Below are 20895 nucleotides of genomic sequence, written 5' to 3'. Positions count from 1 at the left end.
TGCAGGATCGATAACTCGTCGATTTACCCCGTCGGAGACCTTGTGAATCAACATGTTCAAAGGATGATCGCTGCTTTCTTCGAGGCCATCGAGCCGTGGGAATCGGCATACACAAAGGCAAGGTTGACATTCATAGCGGTCAAGCGCGATGACGATCTTGTGATTTCGGCAGCGCGCGTGTATTTGTCTGCCGTTTTTCACAATCCGATCAAAGACTTGTTCGAGGCCGGTGGGCTTGTGGCGGGCCAGGTCGAACTCACCGGGGGAGTTGCGGCTTTCGCCCAAGCCATCGAACAAATGGCATCACCCAACGGCTTCGCAATTCCCGAGCTCGGAAACCTTGTCATTCGACCCGAAGACAATCAAAACATCTCCGTGGGGCCGGCCGATCTCCTTCATGCCGAGGGACTGAACCAAGGAAATCGCCTCGCCGTCTTGACCATAAGCGGCGCGAGGCGGGATCTGCTTACGCCGCAGCCGCGAACCGACTGGATGCTCAAAGCGGCCATCCGCCCTTACGACTCAATGGCTGAGCTGAGTGTGGAATACGGGCTGGGTGCCGCGCCGAACACACAAAGTGTCCTCGAAGTCGTCGCGCACACGGCGACAGAGGTGTGGCTGCTTTCAAGCGTCAAGGACGGCAAGGCGGATTTGGGGCTTTGGATTGCGCCTGGGGTTGAGCGTGCGAAAGCTCGGCTCGGATACCGCGTGATCGACAAGGGGGTGGTGGTCGACCGAGGGTCGATCGAAGGCGACAAACTCGATTGGGTCGAGAGATCAGGCGATGCGGTCGGGCAGTTAGCTCTCGACGTGCCGCTTGGGGCGATTGTCCAATGCATCGCTTCATATGGCGGGCATGCGCACCATTTACGCTGGTTTGCTGACCCGCAGACATATCAAAACGCGCGGGCGGCAGCGCTCGCCAGCGTGGACCAAACCGGAAAGCTGCTCCAAGCCTATCTGCTTCCCGACCTTCCGCCGAAAGGCAAAGCCGCAGACGACTTCGAATCAGCAGTGACCTGGACGCTTTGGGGATTGGGGTTCGCGCCCGTAAGTTTCGGAATGAACGCCAAGACCCGCGACGCCTTCGATGTTTTGGCGGTCAGCCCTCGAGGCGACTTTCTCGTCGTGGAATGTACGCTCGGGCTTCTCCGAGCCGAAAGCAAACTGTCGAAATTGAGTGCTCGCGAAGCGTCTCTGCGCAAAACGCTCTCGACGTCTGGGCTTCAACATGTTCGAGTTCTTCCTGTCATCGTTACGGCGATGACCCGCGACGAAGTCAAAGCGGATTTGGCCGCAGCAGCAGAGACGGGAGTACTCGTACTAACGCGAGAAGACTTGGAGGCCCTTTTCCAAGGTGAGCGCTCGAGATTCGCGAATCCAGACCAGCTTTTCGAACAAGCGTTACAAAAATTGGCAGACTCTCAGCGATCACCGGAGCCGCAACTGTTTTGAGTCAGCAAGTCCGCAGTGATCCGACTACGCTGGTCAAATGGTGTTACTCGACCATTTCGTTGAAAAGGACCGTTTATTCATTCCCGAAACGACCCTTCAGAGTTCCGCGCCCGGAAAATCAATACACTTCATCGGCCCGACTAGCGGCGACGTCACGGGCCCTGTCGGAAATACGGCATCGCGTAGGACGGCGTTCCTTCCTGGATCTTCATGACGACGCTCACGTTCATTGGTTGAAGCTGACGATATCTGCGGCCAGGGCCAAGCCTGATCAACAACGAAGAGCCATCGGTGGGAACAACGATAATGGGCCTCTTCATCGCCTCCTCATCTGGAAAGAATGCCCCCTTCAATCCCGCGCATTCCTCGCAGAGCCTAGCCCAGTCCAAGGACTGACTCGTAGGCTTCACCTCAACGGCTGTATCTCCATGGTCACGTTTGATCGTTTGCTCTATGCACTGCGCGACCGCCTCCCCTAGTAGATACACAAACCAAAAGTGCATCGCCATGTCCATCTTAAACGAAAAGGCGGTGAGCATATCGCCCATCGGCTTATGAAGTTTTTTGCTGGGCCCGATGGCGCCCCCCGGATACGGGCCGTTCAAGAAGAAGCCACAAATCGGTCCATCGGCCGTGCTCGCGTTGCATAAGGTTAAATGACCAGCGTAATGCTTTAGCTCGTTCAACACGACACCGAGGCGTGGATCGCGATATTTTTTGATCACGTCTTTGTGAAGCGCCTCCCATCCGGGCAGGTTTGTCGCTTCAAGGAATTTCTGATGAAACTTGAGGGTCTTGCCTTGAATCGGCGGCCGGAGACACCGCAAAACTTGCTCGCACGAATCAATGTGATCATTGAGTCGGTCGAGCAAAGTCTCATAGGCGCCAAGCAGAATGCCGCCGTCGGTTGCCTGCCTCCCGAGCGTGACCTCGATTTCCATCCGGCTCAACAACGGGAATATTTTGAGCCACGCTGCCGCAACCCGATCGAGCGAAATCTGGTATGTCGAGAGCGGATGTTTGAGCTCGTGGGCCTCAAAATGGAGCCACTCCGGTCGAAGGCCTCGAATCATGTTTTCAGCCCTCGGTTTGAGGGACCCATGATCAATCAATGTCCTGCGTAACTCTGCAGTCATTCACGCCCTCGTTGTATCAGTCTGTTCGGCGAGATTACCGCCAAATTCCGCCGAACGGTAGCTTACCCCGGGTCAGCCTCGAACCGACACCTCGGCCATCGCCGCCCTGTTCGACGCCAACTTCCTCGCTCGATCATGCTGCTTGATTCCGTCTACCCTCACGCACTCGAGCTGAAAACCTGCGCGGAGTTGGCGATCGACACTTTGCGCGCTGAGGCCACCGGCAGAGGTACTAGCATAGATTTGCTGAACGGCGGTGTCCACGACAAGTGACGCGGCGTTCGTCACGTGCCACGGCCGCGAAGGCGGCGCGCATTTGGTCAACAAACTAGTTGTGGTCTCCACGCGTTCCATATGCGGAAAACCGGATACGGGGCATCAAGTCGCTCGCGCGCCGTGCCATCAGCTGTCGAGGGGTTCGCCCGCAGTCCGCAGCTACGGCCAGTGTCTCAGGGAGATAGATGCGTGCGGGGCGCATCAAGAAATGCGCCTCATGATTAAAGACAAGACCAGCAATCGTTGCATTCGGTCGCAAGTCACTTTGTTGTGACCGTGCAGAGGTCCATTCGGGCCAGCACGGTTTTGACATCCGAGTCCCAGTTCGCGACCTGCTTGTCCGTGGCATTGGGAGTGTCGTCCGTGTAGGCGAAACTTACCTTTGCGTTTTTCGCGTTGGCTTTCTCGATATGAGGGATGCTGGAAAGCGGTGTGGGTTTCGACTTGAGAACAAGGTCCGTTAGTTGGTCAATCGTAAAGTTCGTCGTCGATAGGTTACGCATGTCGGTGTTCAGATTGGCATGCAGTTGCTGGAGCCGCACTATCACCCCGTCCATCATCGTGAGCGCATCCTGCCGATATTTCGCATTTCCCACTCCCAAAAGCGATTGGAAAGCCTGGTCGCTCGTGACGATCAACGCGTTCTGGTAACACATCGCAGTGGTTGCGGCCCGAGAGAGAATGAGGGCCTGCCCCGATGGATTGTAATGTCCAGTAGCGGCCGCAGACGTTGCTGCCACTCCTGCGCCGCCATTGATCAAGCCAGTGATTTTGAACAAACCACCCGCCACTGCGGCCAAGCTACCGAAAAACACGCCATCGCCTAAGCCAAGCCGCCATTGGTCTTTCTGGACCGCTTGATCTTGGTAGTAAGCGCTCGCCGTTTGTAGAGCTTGCAGTGAATCTGACACGAAAGAACAGGTTTCAGCGCCGTCGGCATCGCGGAGGCATACCTGTGCTTTGGTTAGAAAGCTTCCTGACACAAGCTGGTGCGCCGGGTCGACCAGAGGGTAAATCAAAGGTGTCGAGGCACACCCGGCGAGCAACCCGCTCCCCGCCGTCAGCACTAAAGCTCTCGCCACCCCGTTCATGCCGGCCCCGCTCGATATGAGGTCTTTATATTCGTTGCTACCGAACGGAGCGCACCGGGCCCGTCGGCAATGAAAGTAAATTCTGGTCCGAGAAATCGATAGACTCTCGCCCCCTCCCCGTCAACCTTATCCCCACTCCCATTCAACGTCGTGGATCATGAAAGGCGGCACAAGGCCAAAGGCCTTTGCGAATCCAGGGTTTAGATCGATGCCCGCGCCATTCTCTATGTTTGCTTTAGATGGCATGGTGTCGCGAAGCTCTCCGACAACCGTCTGGCCTTGATAGGTTACAGCGACGAGCTGCCCACGAGCCAAACCACCATCGCCCCACTTTGCTATCCAATCCTCGCGCGGCAACGCGCACATAGGCTTGTCCGGGGAGGTCGTGTCATCTCCCCAACAGCCCATACCGTCGTCGCCCTCTCGCCGGGCCTCCTCTCGTGTCTTGCCTTCTGCTATCGCTTTGCGATACGCGGCAACATCTTTCGGATCGGCAAACGATGACGCTGTAACTATTGGCATGATCGATTGAGTTTCTATTAAACGAATCGCATTCTCAGTTCGCCGCCTGACTGCCTTATCACGCGGGCGCCCTTAAAAAGAAGGTCGTCGGTGTCTTTCCACCAGCTCCGCTGGCGAACCGGAAATGAGGAGAATCGCTTTGGTTGTCTGCAATCACCATCTCATCCGAATTTAACACCTTGAGAACCAGATATATGTGATCTGATCCATGTTCCGCAGTTGAGCCGCATGTCGAGCCAATGTCGCCGATTTGCTGCCCTCCGATGCCCACCTTCACCCAATTTCGCGTACTCGCCAAAATCTCCCCAAGCTCTATGGCCCGGAACGTGTCAGGAACAGGGATTCCTGCTTGCTGTAACAAGACCGACAGCGTTATGGCACATCCGTCCGCTGGAAACACCTCACCATCATAACCGAGTAGTTTGCGTGCCGCGATGCGCTGAGCCGCCTGCAACTGTGTCGGATTTGAGGCCACGGCAACAAGCGTAGGGATTTGATCTTGGTCTGCCATGTCTTTCTCCCCGGATAGTCGGAAAACTCTGTGGGTTGATGCGCATCCCCGTAATTTCTAATTCTTAAGTTATTGTCTTGCAATTTCCATCGAAGTCAATATTTCTTTTAACTGGGGCTTACACCTAGCGCCGCTGACCCGAGGCGGAACTCTATGACCAATCACGCAGCGAGTCTCGCGTCGATACTATTGGAACCAGCCAAGCTCGACGAACCGTGGCCGGCGGCTGATAGCGATGCGCGCTGTGGGGGCCGCGCTCGTAGTGGAACTGCCACCGGCGTTCGATGAGCCCCTGGGTCTCGGCACGGCTGCGGAACCATTCGCGGTTTAGCAATTCGTCTCGCGGTTTGCCGTTGAAGCCTTCGACGAATCCGTTTTGCCATGGACTGCCAGGCGCGATGAAGGCCGGACCGATTGCAGCGTCTCGTAGCCAACGCATGACCTTGGCAGCGATAAATTCGGCGCCGTTGTCCGACCGAACAAACGCGGGCTTGCCGTACAGCCGCATGAGTCGCGATAGCGTCAAGATCACGTCCTGCGACCTTGCCGGATGGCTACAAGAAACGTCTGAGGTCACCAGCACGGAAAGCACGGTCCTCCCGGATGTAGACTCAGCGCCGTCGCTCGTGCCGAAACAACGTGGCCGCTGCCACCGCGGTATCGGTATGTACCTCATCCCAATTGACGCTCAAGAGCGACTGTTCACCATCGCCCCAGGACGAGAGCCTGATCTGGCCAGGCGCAATGCGCGCGCTCGCCCACTGAAAAACCTTCCCGTCATCCAAGAGCATGCCGGCTAGAACTTCACTAACAAGTCGCTCGGCCCGGCGGTTTGCGTCTTCCCACCCACGGTCGTTTGCCGCTCCGACTATCCACCTGCGGTAGGCGTCAGATGGAAACCGAAGTGTTCCGATAACATCTGCATTCCATTCGACAAAGGTGCCGCCAATCGTAATCTTGGCAGTCCAATCACCGCACCCCATGACGCCGCAATCGCAGCGAGCAATCAGGGCGAGCCCGCCCTGAAGTAGAGTATGCTGCTCGAAGAAGTCTATCGGATCGAGTCCTATCGCCGGACTTAGGCGATCAATGGTGTCCTCGCCATCAATGACGATCCGCACTTCATGATCATTGGTTTCTGGAGAGGCGAGCACCCGAAACGCCAACGATCGCACCAAACTTTGCATCCGAGAATCCTTCAATATAAACGCTCAGTCGGGATGTCTTGTGCGTCGCCATCCGGCCAACGACCAAGCTGCGCATCGCACCAACTCGTTCGCCGTCCGAGCCGGCGCCGGCGAGCAAGTCACCGCACTTCTTATGTCAGGGCAGGCCATCCTCTCTCTCGCTGAAGACAGAGATTAAGGATCAGTCTGTCTCGTCCATTAAGCGATCTCTTCTCCTACCGGAATGGGTGAACGCCCTGTCCCACTGATGAAACGTTGTAGCCGATCCCAAGCTTCCAGATAGCGATGCTTTGGAATGGCTGCCAGTTGTTCGTCATGTACGACCAACACGCGCTCCACGTCAGCCAGCTCGCCTTCGCAAAGCGTCCATGCCCCGCCAAGCTCTGCACGTGCGATGCAGGCGTCTAGGACGGCCTCCGCTCGTCGGTACAACTCGAGGTCAGCACCCGAGACTGTCTCGCTTCGCATGTAGAACGCCAAGTACACAACACGCAGCAGGCAAGTGACTTTGTCACAATCTCCGTTTCCTGAGCGAACCACTGCCAGCGCCATGTGATGCTCCAGCGATAGCGATCGCACCTTTTCGGTCGACAACGGCAACAACATCTCTTTAGTTAACGCTCTCCGACCACCGTGTCGTTTCGAGCTGCGTCTCACCAAGGTTCCCATTTCTTTACGGTTCATATCGCATTGCAATGGAGATCTGCTCTGTCTGTCCAAATCCTCACGTGCACCACTGATCGCATCGGCGCTTCCTTACCGATCCGTGCGATTGGTAATGAAACCATGTTGAGCCGCCCAGAGGACAATGTCCTGCTTCTGGATCGCGGCCGCCATCAATTCCGGAAATCGATCGGGCGTGCAGGCAAAAGCCGGGATACCGAGCGCGGCGAAGTGGGTCGCATTCTGGTGATCGTAGCCAGGTGCACCATTGTCGGCCAGCGCAAGCAGGCAGATGACGTTGACGCCTGCGGTCTTGAGCGCCGCGGCGCGTTGCAGCATCTGTTGTTGATTGCCGCCTTCGTATAGATCGGTGATCAGCACGAGAATGGTTTGCTCGGGACGATTGATCACCTGCTGGCAATAGCCCAATGCGCGATTGATGTCGGTGCCGCCACCCAGTTGCACGCCGAACAGCAGGTCTACGGGATCGCTCGTTTCGTCGGTCAAATCGATGACATTGGTGTCGAACACGACCATGCGAGTACGCACGGCTCGCAGGGACGCCATCACAGCCGCGAACACCCCAGCGTAGACCACCGACGCGGCCATCGATCCACTTTGATCGACGCAGAGAACGACGTCGCGCAACGCCGAACGTTTTCGCGCATAGCCCACCAGTTTTTCCGCAATCACCGTCCGCCGGTCGGGGAGATAGCGCGAAAGATTCGCGCGGATGGTGCGATGCCAGTCGATTTCATTCAGGCGCGGCCGGTGGTTGCGTTCCGCGCGGTTGAGACTGCCACGTATCGCCTGGCGCATCGGCTCGGCCAACCGGCGCTCCAGTTCCTCGACCACGCGCCGCACTACCCTGCGCGCTGTGTCGCGGGTTTTGGCCGGCATCACGCGCGACAATGACATCAGGCTCGCTACGAGGTGAACATCCGGTTCCACCGACTCGAGCAGTTCCGGCTCCAGCAACATCTTGCGTAAGTTCAGACGCTCCAGGGCGTCCTGCTGCATGACCTGGACGACGGGCGTCGGAAAAAACTCGCGAATGTCGCCCAGCCAGCGGGCAACATTGGGGCTGCTGGCACCGAGGCCGCCCTGACGCTCGCTGTCATACAGCGCGGCAAGGGCACTATCGGCACGGACCAGTTCGGTGGGGAGTGTTGCGCCGCAGCTGTCCTGGGCGTCACTACCCAGGATCAGGCGCCAGCGTTGCATGCGGTCGGTTTGGAGATCGATGCTCATGTCATTTCCCCAGGATCGCAGCAAGCACCGGCAGGACACGGACGGCCCGCGCATGGTCGAGTTCGACGACGGCGGCTGCCGCCACGGCAGGTGCATCGAGTCGCCGGACCTTGCCGCCCATTTCACGCCGCTCGGCAGCCTGGAAATCGGCGAATGCGCGGCGCAACAGCGGTAAACGCTCGAGAAAGACGTCGTGAGCGAGACCGGCAAGCCATGTATCGATGACACGCCAGAGTGCGTCGTGTTGCAGCAGCAACAGCCCGCTTCCGCGCAAAAGTCCGGTCAGCCAGCCGGTGGACGCCGCCGGCGATACGACGGCGGCAAGCGCCAGTCCGGCCTGGCGCGCGACTTCCTCGGCGTCGATACGGTGACGGTCAAAAGCGAGACGCAGTGCGAATCCGCGCACTGTCGGGGCAACGGCGTCATCCGCGGTCAGCCGGACCAGGCAATCGAGCCATTCGTCCCGTAATGCCGCAATGCCGAGAGTATCGAGCGCGTCCTGCACGCCGTCCATATGCACCAGCATTCCTGTGGCGGCTGTCTCGTCGATGTTGCTTGTCGCTGCCGGGAGACCGATGACGATACGTTCGACCAGTGCTTCGATGATCGGCTGCAAATCAGTGACGGTGGTCCCCCGCACGTCGCCGTATCGGACCACACGCGCCAGCGGCAACAGTGCCGTCATCAGATGCACGAGATCAGCCGCAACAGCCGCCTGCGTCTGCATGCAGGCAAGCAAAGTATCGATTGCCACGGACAATCGCGCCAGCACGGCTTGGTCGAGCATCGCGGTCAATCGCGGCAAGTCGGCGCCCGAGTGTGCGATTTCGCACAGCCGATGCGTTGCCGCATCCTCGATCGTGTTGCCGTAGCGACTGGTGGCAATGAGTGTGACGACCATGTCCGGACGCCAGCGCAGTTCCCACGCCTCGCGAAACGTGCCGGTGCGATTGTTGTCTCGCTGTAGAGTGCCCCAACCCACGTCGAGCAAGTTGAGACGATGCAACAACACACTGCGCTGTCGACCGCCCTCTTCGCGCAGATCGAGATCGATCTGCTTGATCTCGGTCGTGGGTTTGAGCCGTACGCGCCTCTGACATACCTCCAGGTCGCGCTGCAACGGTGCGGCGACGACGGATTCAGGCACCGCGCCCAATCGATCGCCGACTTCCAGCTTGTGGCGAATCAAGGACAGCGGTCCGACCTGTCCATGACAGAGTACGGTCATCATCGCTTCACGGTGCTCGGCGAGCCCCGGCAGCGGCAGACCCCGCATGGCGGCAAGCGCGTCTGCCAGACGCACCGTTTCGATCACGCTGGCGGACGGCACGTCCAGACCTTCAGCACGCATCAGCCGCGCGCGCTCCGTTACCCAACGCAAGCCGGCCGAGTCTGGGCTCTGCCACAAGTGACGATACCAGCCTGGGGATTCAACGCCGGCACCGTACCCACCGGTATAGACCAAGCGGTCGTCGCTCCACGGTACCCAGGTCGCTTCGGTTCGGGTTTTGGCCAAGCCCTTGAGGAGCGCCGTGTCGTCCTTGATCTTGGCCACCTGCGTCAATGCCGGTACGTGCCATGCACCGCACACGACAGCGACGTTTTGATAGCCGGCTTTTTGCGCTTCACGTACCCGCGTGCGCATATGGGCTTCACGTCGCGCTTCGCGTACCGAGGGCGCCGGCGCATGTTCACGCAACGCGACCATGGCCTCCTCGATGGCCGCGAACAGTTCGCCTGCGTCGCGGCGCTGTTCGACTTCGATCTCCCACCACAATTCGTGATCGGCGTAGCCCGCGGCATGAGACAGTTGGCCGATCGGGTCCATCCGCCAGGCCGGCGGCAATTCTCCTTCCAGCAGCTCCGACGATTCGCGTTCCCCAGTTTCCCCCGCTGAATCGATGACACCGTCAGCGCCCTCCGGCATGGCTTCGGCCACCTCCCGTTCCCGGGCGATGGATTCGGCGAAACCATGCGTCGCCGGCAGGTCCATGAACCACAGCGGTACGTTGTGTGTCGCTGCATGACGAATTGCCTGCCATTCCGGCGAAAACTCGGCAAATGGATAAAACACGCCCAGCCGCGGCGCTTCGGTCGGGTAGACCAGTAGCGCCACGGGTGGCTGCATTGCGGCATCGCCCGCCAATGTGACGATGGCGTCCGCTTCCGGCGGCCCTTCGAGCAATACGATATCGGGCTGTTGCACCGTCAGCGCCGCCGCCAATGCGCGTGCGCAACCAGGGCCATGGTGGCGGATGCCGTAATAGCGAACCGCCATCAAACCACTTCCATACAAGCGCGGTACAGGTCCTTCCAGTCGTCGCGCTCCTTTACGACCGTCTTCAGGTACTCCATCCAGACCAGCTTGTCCTGTACCGGGTCCTTGACGATCGCTCCGGTCAGGCCAGCTGCCAGATCGGCGGCACGCAATACGCCGTCGCTGTAATAGCCGGCCACGGCCATGCCGTGGCCCAGCACCGAAATCGCTTCCGCAGTCGACAGCGTGCCGCTCGGAGACTTGATTTTGGTCTTGCCGTCCTCGGTCAGGCCGTTGCGCAATTCGCGGAACACGGCGACCACGCGACGCACTTCCTGCAGCGCCGGCTTCTCGGCCGGCAACGCCAGCGCCCTGCCCAATTCGGTGACCCGGCGGCTGACGATCGCGACTTCCTCATCGAACGTCTCCGGGGTCGGCAGGATCACGGTGTTGAAACGGCGCATCAACGCGGACGACATCTCGTTGACGCCACGGTCACGGTTGTTCGCGGTCGCTATCACGTTGAAGCCGCGCTGGGCCTGCACCTCGATCCCGAGTTCCGGCACCGGTAGGGTCTTTTCCGACAGGAGCGTAATCAGCGTGTCCTGCACCTCGCTCGGCACACGCGTCATCTCCTCCAGCCGCGCCAGCTTGCCGTCGCGCATCGCGTTGAGCATCGGACTGGGCACCAGCGCGCGCTCGGACGGACCTTCCGACAACAGGCGCGCATAGTTCCAGCCGTACCGCAATGCCGTTTCATCCGTGCCGGCGGTGCCCTGAATCAACAGCGTGGAATCACCACTAATCGCCGCCGCCAGGTGTTCCGATACCCAGCTCTTCGCGGTGCCCGGCACGCCGTAAAGCAGCAGCGCGCGATCGGTTGCAAGCGTGGCGACGGCGATCTCGATCAGGCGGCCGCTACCGATGTATTTCGGCGTCACCTCAAAGCCATTGTCGAGCTTGCCGCCCAGCAAGTAAGTCTTGACTGCCCACGGCGACAACCGCCAGTTTGCTGGCCGTGTACGCTTGTCGTCGCGCGCCAGTTCAGCCAGTTCTTCGGCATATTGCGTTTCGGCGTGCTGGCGCAGCACGGTATTGAGGTTGTCGCTCACAGCGGCATCTCCTTGATCACGGTGTGTTTGGCTTGCATGAGCGTGACGATTTCACGCGCCTGCTCCAGCATTCGGGATTGGCCGGCAAATTCGCTGCCGAGCCAGCTGGCATATAGTTCTACGATCGGTGTCAGTAACGCCAGATCGTCATCGGCCGCGCGCAATATCGCCAGTTCGACCAGAGCGGCCAGATCGTAGCGCAGCATCAGGTCTGTCGGCGTGCGGGTTTGTTTGGCATCCGAGAAGAAGGTCCGAGATAAGGTGCGAACGACCTCGGTCGGCCATGGCGCATCCAGCCGGCGAGCGAATGCTGAAGCCAGCTCGACCTCGCCCAGCGCAAGCTGGCGGCACAGCTCGCTTTCGCAAACTACGGGAAGCGAAGCTTCCCACAGGGCGGGTATCAGCACACTCAGGCGAGCCGGCGGTTGGTCGCGTCCCAGTGCAAACCTCAGGAGGGCTGCCGACCACTCGTGATCGCTTGCTCGACACGCTGCGGTAGCGCATCCGGCCAACAGCGCATCGGCCCAGTCATTGCGGGCCATCAATGGAATCAGCTCTTGCGCTTCTGTGCCTGCGGCTTCGGTCCAGCGTGCGGGTGGAACAAGCGACAGCACCTGCCGCAACCAGGACGCACGTTTGCCCTCCCCGTGATGCGTCACATCGACTATGCCATCGCGCGCCCAATCTTTCGGTAGCTCGCTGGGGATGTCGACGAACAACGCCGGGTCGTTGCGTCTACCCAGTAACGCGGCAAACTTCGCGACGGCGCCATTGACGGCTGTCGCCGCTTGCCAGCGCACACAGGCATCGGCCCGCGCCGACATCCTGCGCATAAAAGCAGAACCCGGCAATCGGGCGAGCAGGTCGGCCGCCGCGATCCGTACCGTTTGTGCACGATCGTCGAGCAGGCTTTCGAGGAGCGCCTCATCCTCCGCGCCCAGATGGGTCGACAGTGCGTTGACGAATTGCTGGCGCTGCTCCGCCTTCTCTTTCGGCAGAACCGCGGCCAGCAGGTCTCGGGCCTTGGTGGCATCGATGCCGTGCAACGCCGCCAGCGCGTTGGCACGTTCAGTCGTCTCCCCGTCGTCCCAGATACGCAGCAACGCCGCTTCATCCAGCTCCGGAGGCTGAAGCTTCCTCAGGCGCGCATCCCAGTCCGGATTCTGCAATGCGAGCCATCGACCGCGTTCGCCGAGGACGTCATGCCAATGTGTCAACGCGGTGGCCTTGCCGAGCACACGCGGCAACAGTGCCGGCGGCAAGCGATAGCCGGCCTGCGCGACGCGCGGCGCCAGCCATTCGCCGAGCCCCGGTATCTCGTCCGAGATCGCGGCATCAACCAAGGGCACGAGCGCTGCCGGCATTTCCGGTACCGTTTCGTCCGGCGCGGCGCACGGCAGTTTCGTTGGATGCGGCAGCCGCCCGGCATCGCTGTACACGGCTAGGCTCCCGGCCTGCCATAACACGCGTTGTTCCCGGGTTCCGTCGGGCAACAACGCATCGATCTCCGCGAGCGTGGGCGTGTCCTGCGGCGCGTTGGCCGTTCCGACGAGCGCGATGCGAACGAGATCATGCATCATGCGACTCCTGTCAGGCTTTGATAGCGTCCGTCGGCATATAGGCCCAGTGGCCGAATCGCCCAACCGTCCCACTCCACCGCAATGGCCCGAGGGCGACCACCGGCAATCGCCAGCCATGTCCAGTGGTTGCTGCCATGAAGCGGCAACCCATGCCCGGTCGCATCGACCGCATGCCACGTCCCGTCGGTGAACACCGGCACGATTGCGTCCAGCACGGTTGCAAGGCGATCATGCCAGGGGTTGGCGGCCAGGGCATTCGCTGCGTCGTCAAGCAAGCCAAGCTGATCGCGAGTGCGCGAAAATGCAAGGGGCGACGGCAACGGCACCGCTGCGCCTTTGAGCATCGCTCGCTGAGATCCGGCACCCGGCCAGAAAACCAATTCACCATCGAACCCGGCGCCGGGCAACCAGGTCTCGGCAAACGGCTGATTGCCTACAGCGAACCGCAGGAACAGCGCACGTCGACCGCTCATCTCGCCCAAAAGCCAGGTACGCTGTACACGCACGCGCTCGTCTGCGTCGACGATCTGTCCGATCACGTGCCAACGATCGCGCAATGCTTCGGCGTCTGCCAGCACGTCTTCTTCACGTTGACTGAACCCGATCAGTTGACGAAGATGCTGCTGCAGGTCCGGCGGGAGAGAATCGAACCGCTCATGGGCACGAACCGCCAACGCAAGGCGCCCGAGCTCGGCGAGCAATCGTTCGGGCCATGCTTCATGGCTTCCCGGCAAGTCCGCCAACGCGCGCACTCGCGCGGCCAGGCCGGTTGCCTGCGCGTCGACCAGCCGTGCCGCCATCTGCTCCCAGAACGCGGGGCCCTGCGCAGGCAAGCGCGCGAGTCCGTTGCGCACCAGATCCTCCAGCCAAACTTGCAACCCGGCCATGCCGTCATTGACGCGCGCTTCGCGCTTCTCGGCACGTCTTCGCTGCGCGACTTCGTCCACCGGCGCTTCCGCCTTGGCGACCGCCCGCGCCTCCTTTTTGGCCGCGTTGTCCACCCGCCTGTTCAGCCATTCGCTAACCCATTCGGGCTCGTCGGTAACTTCAACGAAGTCCGGCTGGTTGGCGCTTAGAAGCAATAAGCCGAGCGCATGCTTGCAAGGGAATTTGAAGCTGGGACACGAGCACTTGCTCGCGAAATCGGCAAGATCCACACGGACCTGATAGGGGTTCTTGCCGCTCCCCTGGCACTCCCCCCATACCACGCGGGCATTACGTCCAAGCATCGGCCACTGCTTCGGCTGCGCGAGCTTCTTGCCATTCGCGGCCGAACTACCATCAGGTGCCAACGCCAGAACCTGTTGTTCGGTGAGCTGCATATACGCCGCTTTGGTTATAGGTTAAAAATAAACGGCGAAGTCACTGCGCCGAAGTATTATCAAGAGAACAGTCATAAAAAGTGACCATACGAGAAACTAGATAGTGCGTGTTAACGAACGTCGCCTGCATCGGGACGATTGCCGCCTGGAAGTGGCGCGCAGGTATTTAGGTCTCTATTGGAAAAATCAAGCCATTCACGGCGGACATGCGTCACGATATAAAAATCGTGAGGACTTCGATTCTCACCCTGATCCGGAACTTCATGCGCGACAGTCCATAGGTCTTCGCGACTTCCGTAGACAGCATCGACAAGCCAATGACTATCTGCAGACGTCCAAGCCTTGGGTTCAGCCTCTCTTGACACCACAGTACCAATTTTACTCAATGCCGATTTGATAGCCCCCAAGGACTTGTCCGACTTCGGAACTAGGTATTCGTGACTAACGACAGTTGACCTGCTGTCGAGGATACTCACCATGGACATCATTACGGGCTGACCACCGATCGAACACAGACCTCCCGGAGTTGCGTTCAATTGCATGACTGAGGACGTCTGATAGTTGCAGTGACCGAATATTGGCGGACGGTCGACGGTCCTCTCCGATTTCTCCGTAGGCAAACTTTTCAGTTGATTAATGAACGCATCTGGATCGGACTTTAGGGTCAACTCCAGAGGGCATTCCGCTGCGATGACTTGGACGCTCATCGCAGAAAAACCCATTGCAGCGAGGATCGACAAACACAGAAAACGCATTGCTATCCATCCGTAATTCAAGAAGAATCCGCGAGGCGATGAAAACAGAATGGTACAGACTTACACGTCCCGCACTAGACTCACGAGCAGTTCGTCGCAGTTCATTTTCCCCGTCAACCTCGCATCCTCAGTTGATTGTTCAATTTCATTCAGGCGTTGCGAATGCTAGGTGGGTAGACTCGAACCCATCGTGCTGTATCGTACTTCCATCCACACGCATCTCTTTCCAATGCCAGAGCCCGAGCCTGCTCGGTCAGCCCTTGCCCTCGAAATCCCATCTCAGACGCTTTTTCGGGTCCTTCGTCATTTCCAGAAATGCACAATTGGGACACCATCGGCCCTGGTTTTTCACGTTACTCGCAGACGCCTGCCAGACGTGTCCACGATGACACTGCCACGTCAATTTCGCATGCGCACTTTCATATCCCGTGGACAAGCATACGCCGCCACGCTCCTTCGCTATCGCCTGCATGGTCTCAAGCGTCAGACGTCGAGCCAATCCTGCACATTTCGGACACCAATGTCCGTGCACCACCATTTGCCCGGACGCCTTCCACCGATGTCCTTTCGAACATTCGAACGGGTAATGATCCCGACTACGAGTGTACTGTGCGGCCAAGCACCGACCACCGTGCAGTAGAGCAATCGCCTGCAATCGGGCGAGCCCATCGGCCAGAATATTGCATTCTGCCGATTTCACTCGCCCGCATTCCGGACACCATTTGCCTCTGCGGATCAGTTCGCCTGTCGTCTCCCACTCGTGCCCTTCGGCACACCGAAACCGGTAGCGTTCAGACAGTCCCTTAAACGGGCCATTGAGAAGCTCTCCGCTCCGGCTGGCGATGGCCTTCAACCAGCGCGCTTCGATTTCGCCTTCTTCGCACGCCTCGCAACGAGCTTGCTCGCCTCGGTACAATAGCGCAGCTGCGTTACGAGTAAACCGGTGCCCTTTGTCGCATTCAAACTCGTACCGTTCCTTGTACCCAACCCAAGCATCAGAGAGGCAGCGCCAACCGAGTGGCGCGGCAACAGCGCGCAATCGCTCAAATGCGACCGCACCCGCTTCGTCGAATCGACACGCCGTACACCATGCCCCATCCAATACCGAACCAGCAAAGCTTTGCCACTCATGGCCGGCAGCGCAACGAAACCGGTATCGTGACATCAGCCCCGTGTATTTTTCGCTCAGACAAACGCCACCTCGCGACGCTGCTGCTGCTTGCAACCGCTGCAGGCCATCGGGCCTACGCTGTCGTTCGGCACTCTGCCTTCTCGCACAATGCGGGCACCAGTGACCGTCTAAAATAAACCCGCCCTTGCTCTGCCAGCGATGGCCGTGTGAGCATTCCATTTCGTAGCGCGCCGCCCTACCCACATATTCCGTCGCGAGGCAACGGCCGCCATTGCTTTGTGCCGCTGCCTGCAGGCGTGCAAGTCCGTTATGGTCCAGTAGGCGCTCGGAATTGGCTTCCGCCACGCAGCGCCGGCACCAGTGGCCGGCGACGATATGCTGTCCCAGCGCCTCCCACTCATGCCCCTTCGCACAGCGAAATCGATAACGCTTGGCTACCGTTGTAAATTCGCCCCCTACAAGTTCGCCTCCGCGCTCTCTGACGATTGCCATCCATCGGTCGCGTAGCGCTTCGTACTTGCATTCGGGACACGCGGTCGCATTCTTATACAGGATAGACGTTGCGGGCCGCTCAAACTCATGTCCATTCGAACACCGGAAAAGGTAGTTCGCCTGTGCCCCAGCCCATGCAGTCGTCAGAAGCGTGAGCCCTGCCGCCTTCGCAACCTCTACCGTATATTTAAACGCCTCTTCAGCTGTACGCGCCATGATCAATGGAGCCTTATGCTCAAGCTGTTGTGGAAATTCATTGAATCAGCGCACTGACGGCATCGATACCGATCGCCGACGTTTCGACACGCGAGCCCTCGATGGGAGTCTGATAATGCGTGACGACCACACGCTCGAACTGCTGCCATGCGTCCGCGAATCGATACGCAGGAGCAGCCGCGAGCTGAGCATCGTACAAGAGCAAGATGCGCTCGACGGCCGCAAAATCCTCGTCCTTCAAAACCCATTGCTCGCCGTTAAGTGCTCTGGTCACGCAGTCTTCCACGATGATCTCGGCGACGCGAAATTGCTCGATGTCGGAACCCGCTGCCGTCACGTCACGCATGAAATACGATAGATAAACGATCTGTGCGAGCCGGCCGATTTGTACCGCATCGCCTTGGCCGCGGCGCAGAACGGACAATGCGACATGCCCCTCAAGTGACAGTGTCCGAATTTTATTGTTCGACATCGGCAGAAGCTGATCCTTGGTGAGCGGCTTACGCTTCGTTCGACCGTGAGAGTTACGAACCATATCAGTCAACCATGCAAGTTCTTAACAATCCGTACAACGGGGCCTTCAAAGAGAGCTAGGAACAGCGTCTCATCGTTTCGAAGAAGCAAGCGGCCGATGATTCGCGATCGTCGAGGCCCACACTCCTACGGCCCGCCATGCTTCTTGTCGGTAAAGGGACTCCTCCGGATCATCGACTCGTCCAGAAGGCCCAGCCTTCTGGACGAGTCGATGTTCAGTGCTTCAGACGGACAACGTATATCCCGGCGTCCTGCGCGCTCGCGCTAAGGCTGTAGTTCGGCGGATTCACATACGACGCCCCCTGAACCAGCGGCTTGTAAACCGTCGGTCCATTAGAATGATCCGCCAATTCGATCACGGGCGGATTCGGGCTGGGCGTAACGTTGGTCGTAAAGTTCAGCGTCAGCGTTGCGGAGGCCATCGAGTGAAGACTCCCCTGAGGCACCTCAACACCGTAGATGTAATCCCCGGTCGCACCGGCCGAAGATGGGTCCATCTTGCCCAGACACACGGTCAGATCGCCGGTCAGACCGCTCGCAGGCGTCTTGAGCGTGAGCGTAGCGATACCATCGTCAGTCGTAAGATTGATGTTCGCATTGGCAATCACGCTGCTATTCGAGATCGTCAGCTTCTTGTAGCCGTCCGTGCACGCAAACGACGGCGTTGACGATGTCGACGTGGTCTGCGACGTCGAACTCGTTGCATTTCCGGACGTCGCACCGCTGCTGCTGTCACCGCCGCCGCCACATGCCGCCAGCAGAACCGCCGAGCCCATTAGACCAACCAGTACCAGCTTCTTCATTTTTTTCTCTCAATTGTTAAATATAACTAACAAAACAAACAACACCCCACCTGTATGACTTGACCCAAGCCAACCGATGTAGTTTCTGCATAAAAAGGCGCGGAGACACTGCTTACCGCGCAAAGCATCTAGACCCGGAGGGGAGCCTAGATACGGCCAATCAAACTCGAAATATCAATCGAAAACCGGCCGCCGCTTCTGCTTCACGATAATTCGTGGCTCGGTAGTAGGAACAGGCGTCCGCTCGGGTGTGGACAGCTCGACGTATGTCTTTCGCGCCTTCTCCATTGCGCGACGCTTGCCGTTCAACCACGGGTGACGTGGCGGAAGCCGTACCGGTTGCGTCACGTTCGACACATTCGATTCATCCAACCGCCTGTCTTCCATTACAACAGACTCCCCACTTAAAACTGCGAAGTCAGCTGGAATCCAACCGTGACGCGTGCGGTCGGAAAGCCTGATGGCTTATAGACAGGCGTGCCTGCAAACAGGTCATACGCGTAGGCACCGTAGCGCGTCGCGATGCTTCCCTTCACGCCGATGACAGCACCGGCCAACTGCGTACCAACGAGCACAATCGGTTGCGGTCCCCATACGCGGCCATAGTCCAGACCCGCATACACCGCTTGCCCCGTCTGGCCGATCGGCATTTGCAGCTCGTTACGCCAATAGAACCCGCGCGCCGCCGCCAGCATCGTCTCTCCGTCGAAGCCACGCACGGTGTATCGGCTGCCGATCGTCAAGTCATCGAGGTAGTACAGGGTGTCCCCCGTGTACTGACCGTGAAACGTGCCGACATAGCGAAACGGCTGCTTGCCGATCGCGAACGGGACCGACAGGTTCGCGTCGAGTACGGCCATCTTGAAGCGATAAGTCGGGCCGCTCGTCGCCAGTGTGTCGTCCTGCGCGCCGAATCCGCCAACGCCTTGACGATACGCGAGCGAGCCATCGAATTGCGCGCCGTCGAAGTAGTGCCGGTCGGTCAGACCGAGTTCGATGATCGTGTTGTTGCGACGCTGCTGCGAAATCTCGGTGTCCTCGATAAAGCTCTTGCCAAAACGGCGGGACAGCCGAAAGTACCCTCCGAGCACGTCGTTCTGGCTGCGCGCCAGCACCCGGGCCAATTTGAGATCGACCGTCTTCGAGTTGCCGCTCGCGATAAATGTCTGGTTCACACCCGCAATCTGCTGATAGTAGGTGTTCGTGTATGCGGAGAGTGTCGCAGTCCAGTAACCCCACGGAATCGAATAGAAGCCGTTCCAGCCATGCGAGCCGAGGCGCTTGTCGCCGAATTCGAGGTCCTGGCTGACGCCGACGTTGAGCATGTCGTTCAGGCCAAGCGGATTGTCGATGCCAACTGACAGGTTGCCTTGCAGCTTGCCAGTGGCGCGCGTGCCCGAGTTGTCGACCGATGCGACGACCGTCCAAGGCTTGCCGCGCTTCACGTCGAGCACGACATCGCTTTCGCCGGGCAGCTCGCCGGGAACGATCTGCATCGAGACGTCCTGGCTCGTCACGCGCTTCATCTGCTCAAGCCCTTGTTCGATGTCGCGCAGGTTCAACACGTCGCCGTCGCGAGTCGGGAAAGCGGTCTTCCACGTTCCGCGCAACTTCTCGTCCTCGAAACGCACGTGGCGGATCACGCCCGGAATCAGGGCAAGCTTCAAGGTGCCGGTGGACAAATCCTGCTCGGGCACGAGTACGCGGGTCGTGATGTAGCCGCGTGCGAGGATGGCCTGCGACACCCCTTTGACAATCAGATCGACGCCTTGCTTGCCGACGCATTGGCCGGCGTAGTGCGTGAGCCAGTCGCGCGCAAAGGCGAAGCGATCCATCGGCAAGGCGGATGCGCCCTGCATCTTCGCGGCTGCCGGTAACGAGTCGGGGGCGTCGAGCGCGAAACGATCGATTCGAAAGCACGGCGTTTCGGTCGGCAATACCGGATAGGCTTCCGGGCGCGGCACGTCCGAACGCACGCCTGGCGCTTGCACGATGGCGTCGCGCTGCTGGGCGTCACGGCGCTGTTGCGCTTGCTGGTTCTGCTCGGCATTCGCGCGGGTAGCGGCCGCCTGGTCGCTCTGAGACGGCGCCTGTTGTGCTTGCGCAGCTAGCGTGATCAGAGTAGTGATTGGCAAAACAGCCAGCCGTCTGGTCGTTTTCATTTAATTTTTTTGATTGGCGGGAATAGACAGCAAACATCCCCCGTTATCGATATGGCAATTACCATCAATTCACATCAGCGCCCAACTACAGTCGTGATTTGAATCAATTCCTCGTATTTCCGAGCCGGGTGTCTTGCCGCAACTTCTCAACCAATTGATCCCACACATTCTCGTATAGGGGAAATGATTCCTCAGCCTGAGAAGCGGTTCTAGCCCGCGTCACAGCCGTCAGAAAAATTGACAGCCCGTTAGAATTCAACGATTCCGTTGAGATAAAGCTCATCCCTCCCTCTTCCATAGGAAGATAAACCTCATCCTTAACCCAAATGTCAGGCGAGTCAAACTGCTCACCGATTCTACTAACCAAATAATCGAACTGGCTCGTACTCACCGGAACGCGAACGTCTTTAGAAATAACTATCGATCCTGCCATTTTCG

Annotated in this window: 17 protein-coding genes and 1 pseudogene; 1 reads left to right on the top strand and 17 read right to left on the bottom strand. The window is 59.0% G+C overall.

Features of this window, described 5'->3' with window-relative positions; translation table 11 throughout:
• Positions 1–42: 42 nt before the first annotated feature.
• The gene (locus U5771_RS24870; RefSeq protein WP_322026412.1) at positions 43–1455 is read left to right on the top strand and encodes a hypothetical protein; all 1413 of its coding nucleotides are present in this window, start codon (positions 43–45) and stop codon (positions 1453–1455) included.
• Positions 1456–1607: 152 nt separating this feature from the next.
• Here U5771_RS24870 and U5771_RS24865 read toward each other — a convergent pair whose 3' ends face one another.
• The 17 genes and pseudogenes from U5771_RS24865 to U5771_RS24785 all read right to left on the bottom strand — a co-directional run bounded on the left by U5771_RS24865 (position 1608) and on the right by U5771_RS24785 (position 20890).
• On the bottom strand, positions 1608–2591 hold the full coding sequence (locus tag U5771_RS24865; RefSeq protein WP_322026411.1) for a hypothetical protein: 984 nt from the start codon (positions 2589–2591) through the stop codon (positions 1608–1610).
• Positions 2592–3127: 536 nt separating this feature from the next.
• The gene (locus U5771_RS24860; RefSeq protein WP_322026410.1) at positions 3128–3958 is read right to left on the bottom strand and encodes a hypothetical protein; all 831 of its coding nucleotides are present in this window, start codon (positions 3956–3958) and stop codon (positions 3128–3130) included.
• Positions 3959–4538: 580 nt separating this feature from the next.
• Positions 4539–4991, bottom strand: coding sequence for a hypothetical protein (locus U5771_RS24855; protein WP_322026409.1), 453 nt, complete (start codon positions 4989–4991; stop codon positions 4539–4541).
• 161 nt (positions 4992–5152) lie between these two features.
• Positions 5153–5535 (bottom strand): annotated as a pseudogene (locus U5771_RS24850) (integrase core domain-containing protein); the annotation flags it as partial.
• A gap of 67 nt (positions 5536–5602) precedes the next feature.
• On the bottom strand, positions 5603–6178 hold the full coding sequence (locus U5771_RS24845) for a hypothetical protein (protein WP_322026408.1): 576 nt from the start codon (positions 6176–6178) through the stop codon (positions 5603–5605).
• Positions 6179–6376: 198 nt separating this feature from the next.
• Positions 6377–6784 carry a hypothetical protein gene (locus U5771_RS24840; RefSeq protein WP_322026439.1) on the bottom strand — a complete coding sequence of 136 codons (408 nt, stop codon included), beginning with the start codon at positions 6782–6784 and terminating at the stop codon, positions 6377–6379.
• A 150-nt stretch (positions 6785–6934) separates the two neighbouring features.
• Positions 6935–8092, bottom strand: a complete 1158-nt coding sequence (locus U5771_RS24835; protein ID WP_322026407.1) for a VWA domain-containing protein — start codon at positions 8090–8092, stop codon at positions 6935–6937.
• A 1-nt stretch (position 8093) separates the two neighbouring features.
• Positions 8094–10370 (bottom strand): DUF5682 family protein, encoded by a 2277-nt coding sequence (locus U5771_RS24830; RefSeq protein ID WP_322026406.1) that lies wholly within the window; start codon positions 10368–10370, stop codon positions 8094–8096.
• Entirely contained in the window at positions 10370–11461 is a 1092-nt protein-coding gene (locus U5771_RS24825; RefSeq protein ID WP_322026405.1) for an AAA family ATPase, read from the bottom strand. The genes U5771_RS24830 and U5771_RS24825 overlap by 1 nt, the downstream gene beginning before the upstream one ends.
• Positions 11458–13041, bottom strand: coding sequence for a DUF5691 domain-containing protein (locus U5771_RS24820; RefSeq protein ID WP_322026404.1), 1584 nt, complete (start codon positions 13039–13041; stop codon positions 11458–11460). The genes U5771_RS24825 and U5771_RS24820 overlap by 4 nt, the downstream gene beginning before the upstream one ends.
• On the bottom strand, positions 13038–14363 hold the full coding sequence (locus U5771_RS24815) for an SWIM zinc finger family protein (protein ID WP_322026403.1): 1326 nt from the start codon (positions 14361–14363) through the stop codon (positions 13038–13040). Before U5771_RS24815 ends, U5771_RS24820 begins: the two co-directional genes overlap by 4 nt.
• A gap of 110 nt (positions 14364–14473) precedes the next feature.
• Complete coding sequence (locus tag U5771_RS24810) at positions 14474–15139, bottom strand: hypothetical protein (RefSeq protein WP_322026402.1); 666 nt, start codon at positions 15137–15139, stop codon at positions 14474–14476.
• Positions 15140–15371: 232 nt separating this feature from the next.
• Positions 15372–16742: a hypothetical protein gene (locus tag U5771_RS24805; RefSeq protein WP_322026401.1), complete on the bottom strand. Its 1371-nt coding sequence runs from the start codon at positions 16740–16742 to the stop codon at positions 15372–15374.
• A 253-nt stretch (positions 16743–16995) separates the two neighbouring features.
• Complete coding sequence (locus U5771_RS24800; protein WP_322026400.1) at positions 16996–17430, bottom strand: hypothetical protein; 435 nt, start codon at positions 17428–17430, stop codon at positions 16996–16998.
• Between the two features lie 277 nt (positions 17431–17707).
• Positions 17708–18295: a hypothetical protein gene (locus U5771_RS24795; protein WP_322026399.1), complete on the bottom strand. Its 588-nt coding sequence runs from the start codon at positions 18293–18295 to the stop codon at positions 17708–17710.
• 404 nt (positions 18296–18699) lie between these two features.
• The gene (locus U5771_RS24790) at positions 18700–20457 is read right to left on the bottom strand and encodes a ShlB/FhaC/HecB family hemolysin secretion/activation protein (RefSeq protein WP_322026398.1); all 1758 of its coding nucleotides are present in this window, start codon (positions 20455–20457) and stop codon (positions 18700–18702) included.
• Positions 20458–20560: 103 nt separating this feature from the next.
• Complete coding sequence (locus tag U5771_RS24785) at positions 20561–20890, bottom strand: hypothetical protein (protein WP_322026397.1); 330 nt, start codon at positions 20888–20890, stop codon at positions 20561–20563.
• Between the last annotated feature and the right edge of the window lie 5 nt (positions 20891–20895).

Origin of the sequence: Burkholderia sp. BCC1977 (genome assembly GCF_905339595.1) — a bacterium.
Classification (GTDB): Bacteria; Pseudomonadota; Gammaproteobacteria; order Burkholderiales; family Burkholderiaceae; genus Burkholderia.
The sequence above is the reverse complement of the archived record's forward strand: the minus strand, read 5'-3'. Positions and strand labels throughout refer to the sequence as shown.

Excerpts from the sequence above, each read along its gene's own strand:
- U5771_RS24785 (WP_322026397.1), bottom strand. The coding sequence starts at position 20,890 with ATGGCAGGATCGATAGTTATTTCTAAAGACGTTCGCGTTCCGGTGAGT.
- U5771_RS24860 (WP_322026410.1), bottom strand. The coding sequence starts at position 3,958 with ATGAACGGGGTGGCGAGAGCTTTAGTGCTGACGGCGGGGAGCGGGTTG.
- U5771_RS24855 (WP_322026409.1), bottom strand. The coding sequence starts at position 4,991 with ATGGCAGACCAAGATCAAATCCCTACGCTTGTTGCCGTGGCCTCAAAT.
- U5771_RS24820 (WP_322026404.1), bottom strand. The coding sequence starts at position 13,041 with ATGATGCATGATCTCGTTCGCATCGCGCTCGTCGGAACGGCCAACGCG.
- U5771_RS24840 (WP_322026439.1), bottom strand. The coding sequence starts at position 6,784 with ATGTTGTTGCCGTTGTCGACCGAAAAGGTGCGATCGCTATCGCTGGAG.
- U5771_RS24815 (WP_322026403.1), bottom strand. The coding sequence starts at position 14,363 with ATGCAGCTCACCGAACAACAGGTTCTGGCGTTGGCACCTGATGGTAGT.
- U5771_RS24835 (WP_322026407.1), bottom strand. The coding sequence starts at position 8,092 with ATGAGCATCGATCTCCAAACCGACCGCATGCAACGCTGGCGCCTGATC.
- U5771_RS24830 (WP_322026406.1), bottom strand. The coding sequence starts at position 10,370 with ATGGCGGTTCGCTATTACGGCATCCGCCACCATGGCCCTGGTTGCGCA.
- U5771_RS24805 (WP_322026401.1), bottom strand. The coding sequence starts at position 16,742 with ATGGCAATCGTCAGAGAGCGCGGAGGCGAACTTGTAGGGGGCGAATTT.
- U5771_RS24845 (WP_322026408.1), bottom strand. The coding sequence starts at position 6,178 with ATGCAAAGTTTGGTGCGATCGTTGGCGTTTCGGGTGCTCGCCTCTCCA.
- U5771_RS24800 (WP_322026400.1), bottom strand. The coding sequence starts at position 17,430 with ATGTCGAACAATAAAATTCGGACACTGTCACTTGAGGGGCATGTCGCA.
- U5771_RS24790 (WP_322026398.1), bottom strand. The coding sequence starts at position 20,457 with ATGAAAACGACCAGACGGCTGGCTGTTTTGCCAATCACTACTCTGATC.
- U5771_RS24865 (WP_322026411.1), bottom strand. The coding sequence starts at position 2,591 with ATGACTGCAGAGTTACGCAGGACATTGATTGATCATGGGTCCCTCAAA.
- U5771_RS24795 (WP_322026399.1), bottom strand. The coding sequence starts at position 18,295 with ATGAAGAAGCTGGTACTGGTTGGTCTAATGGGCTCGGCGGTTCTGCTG.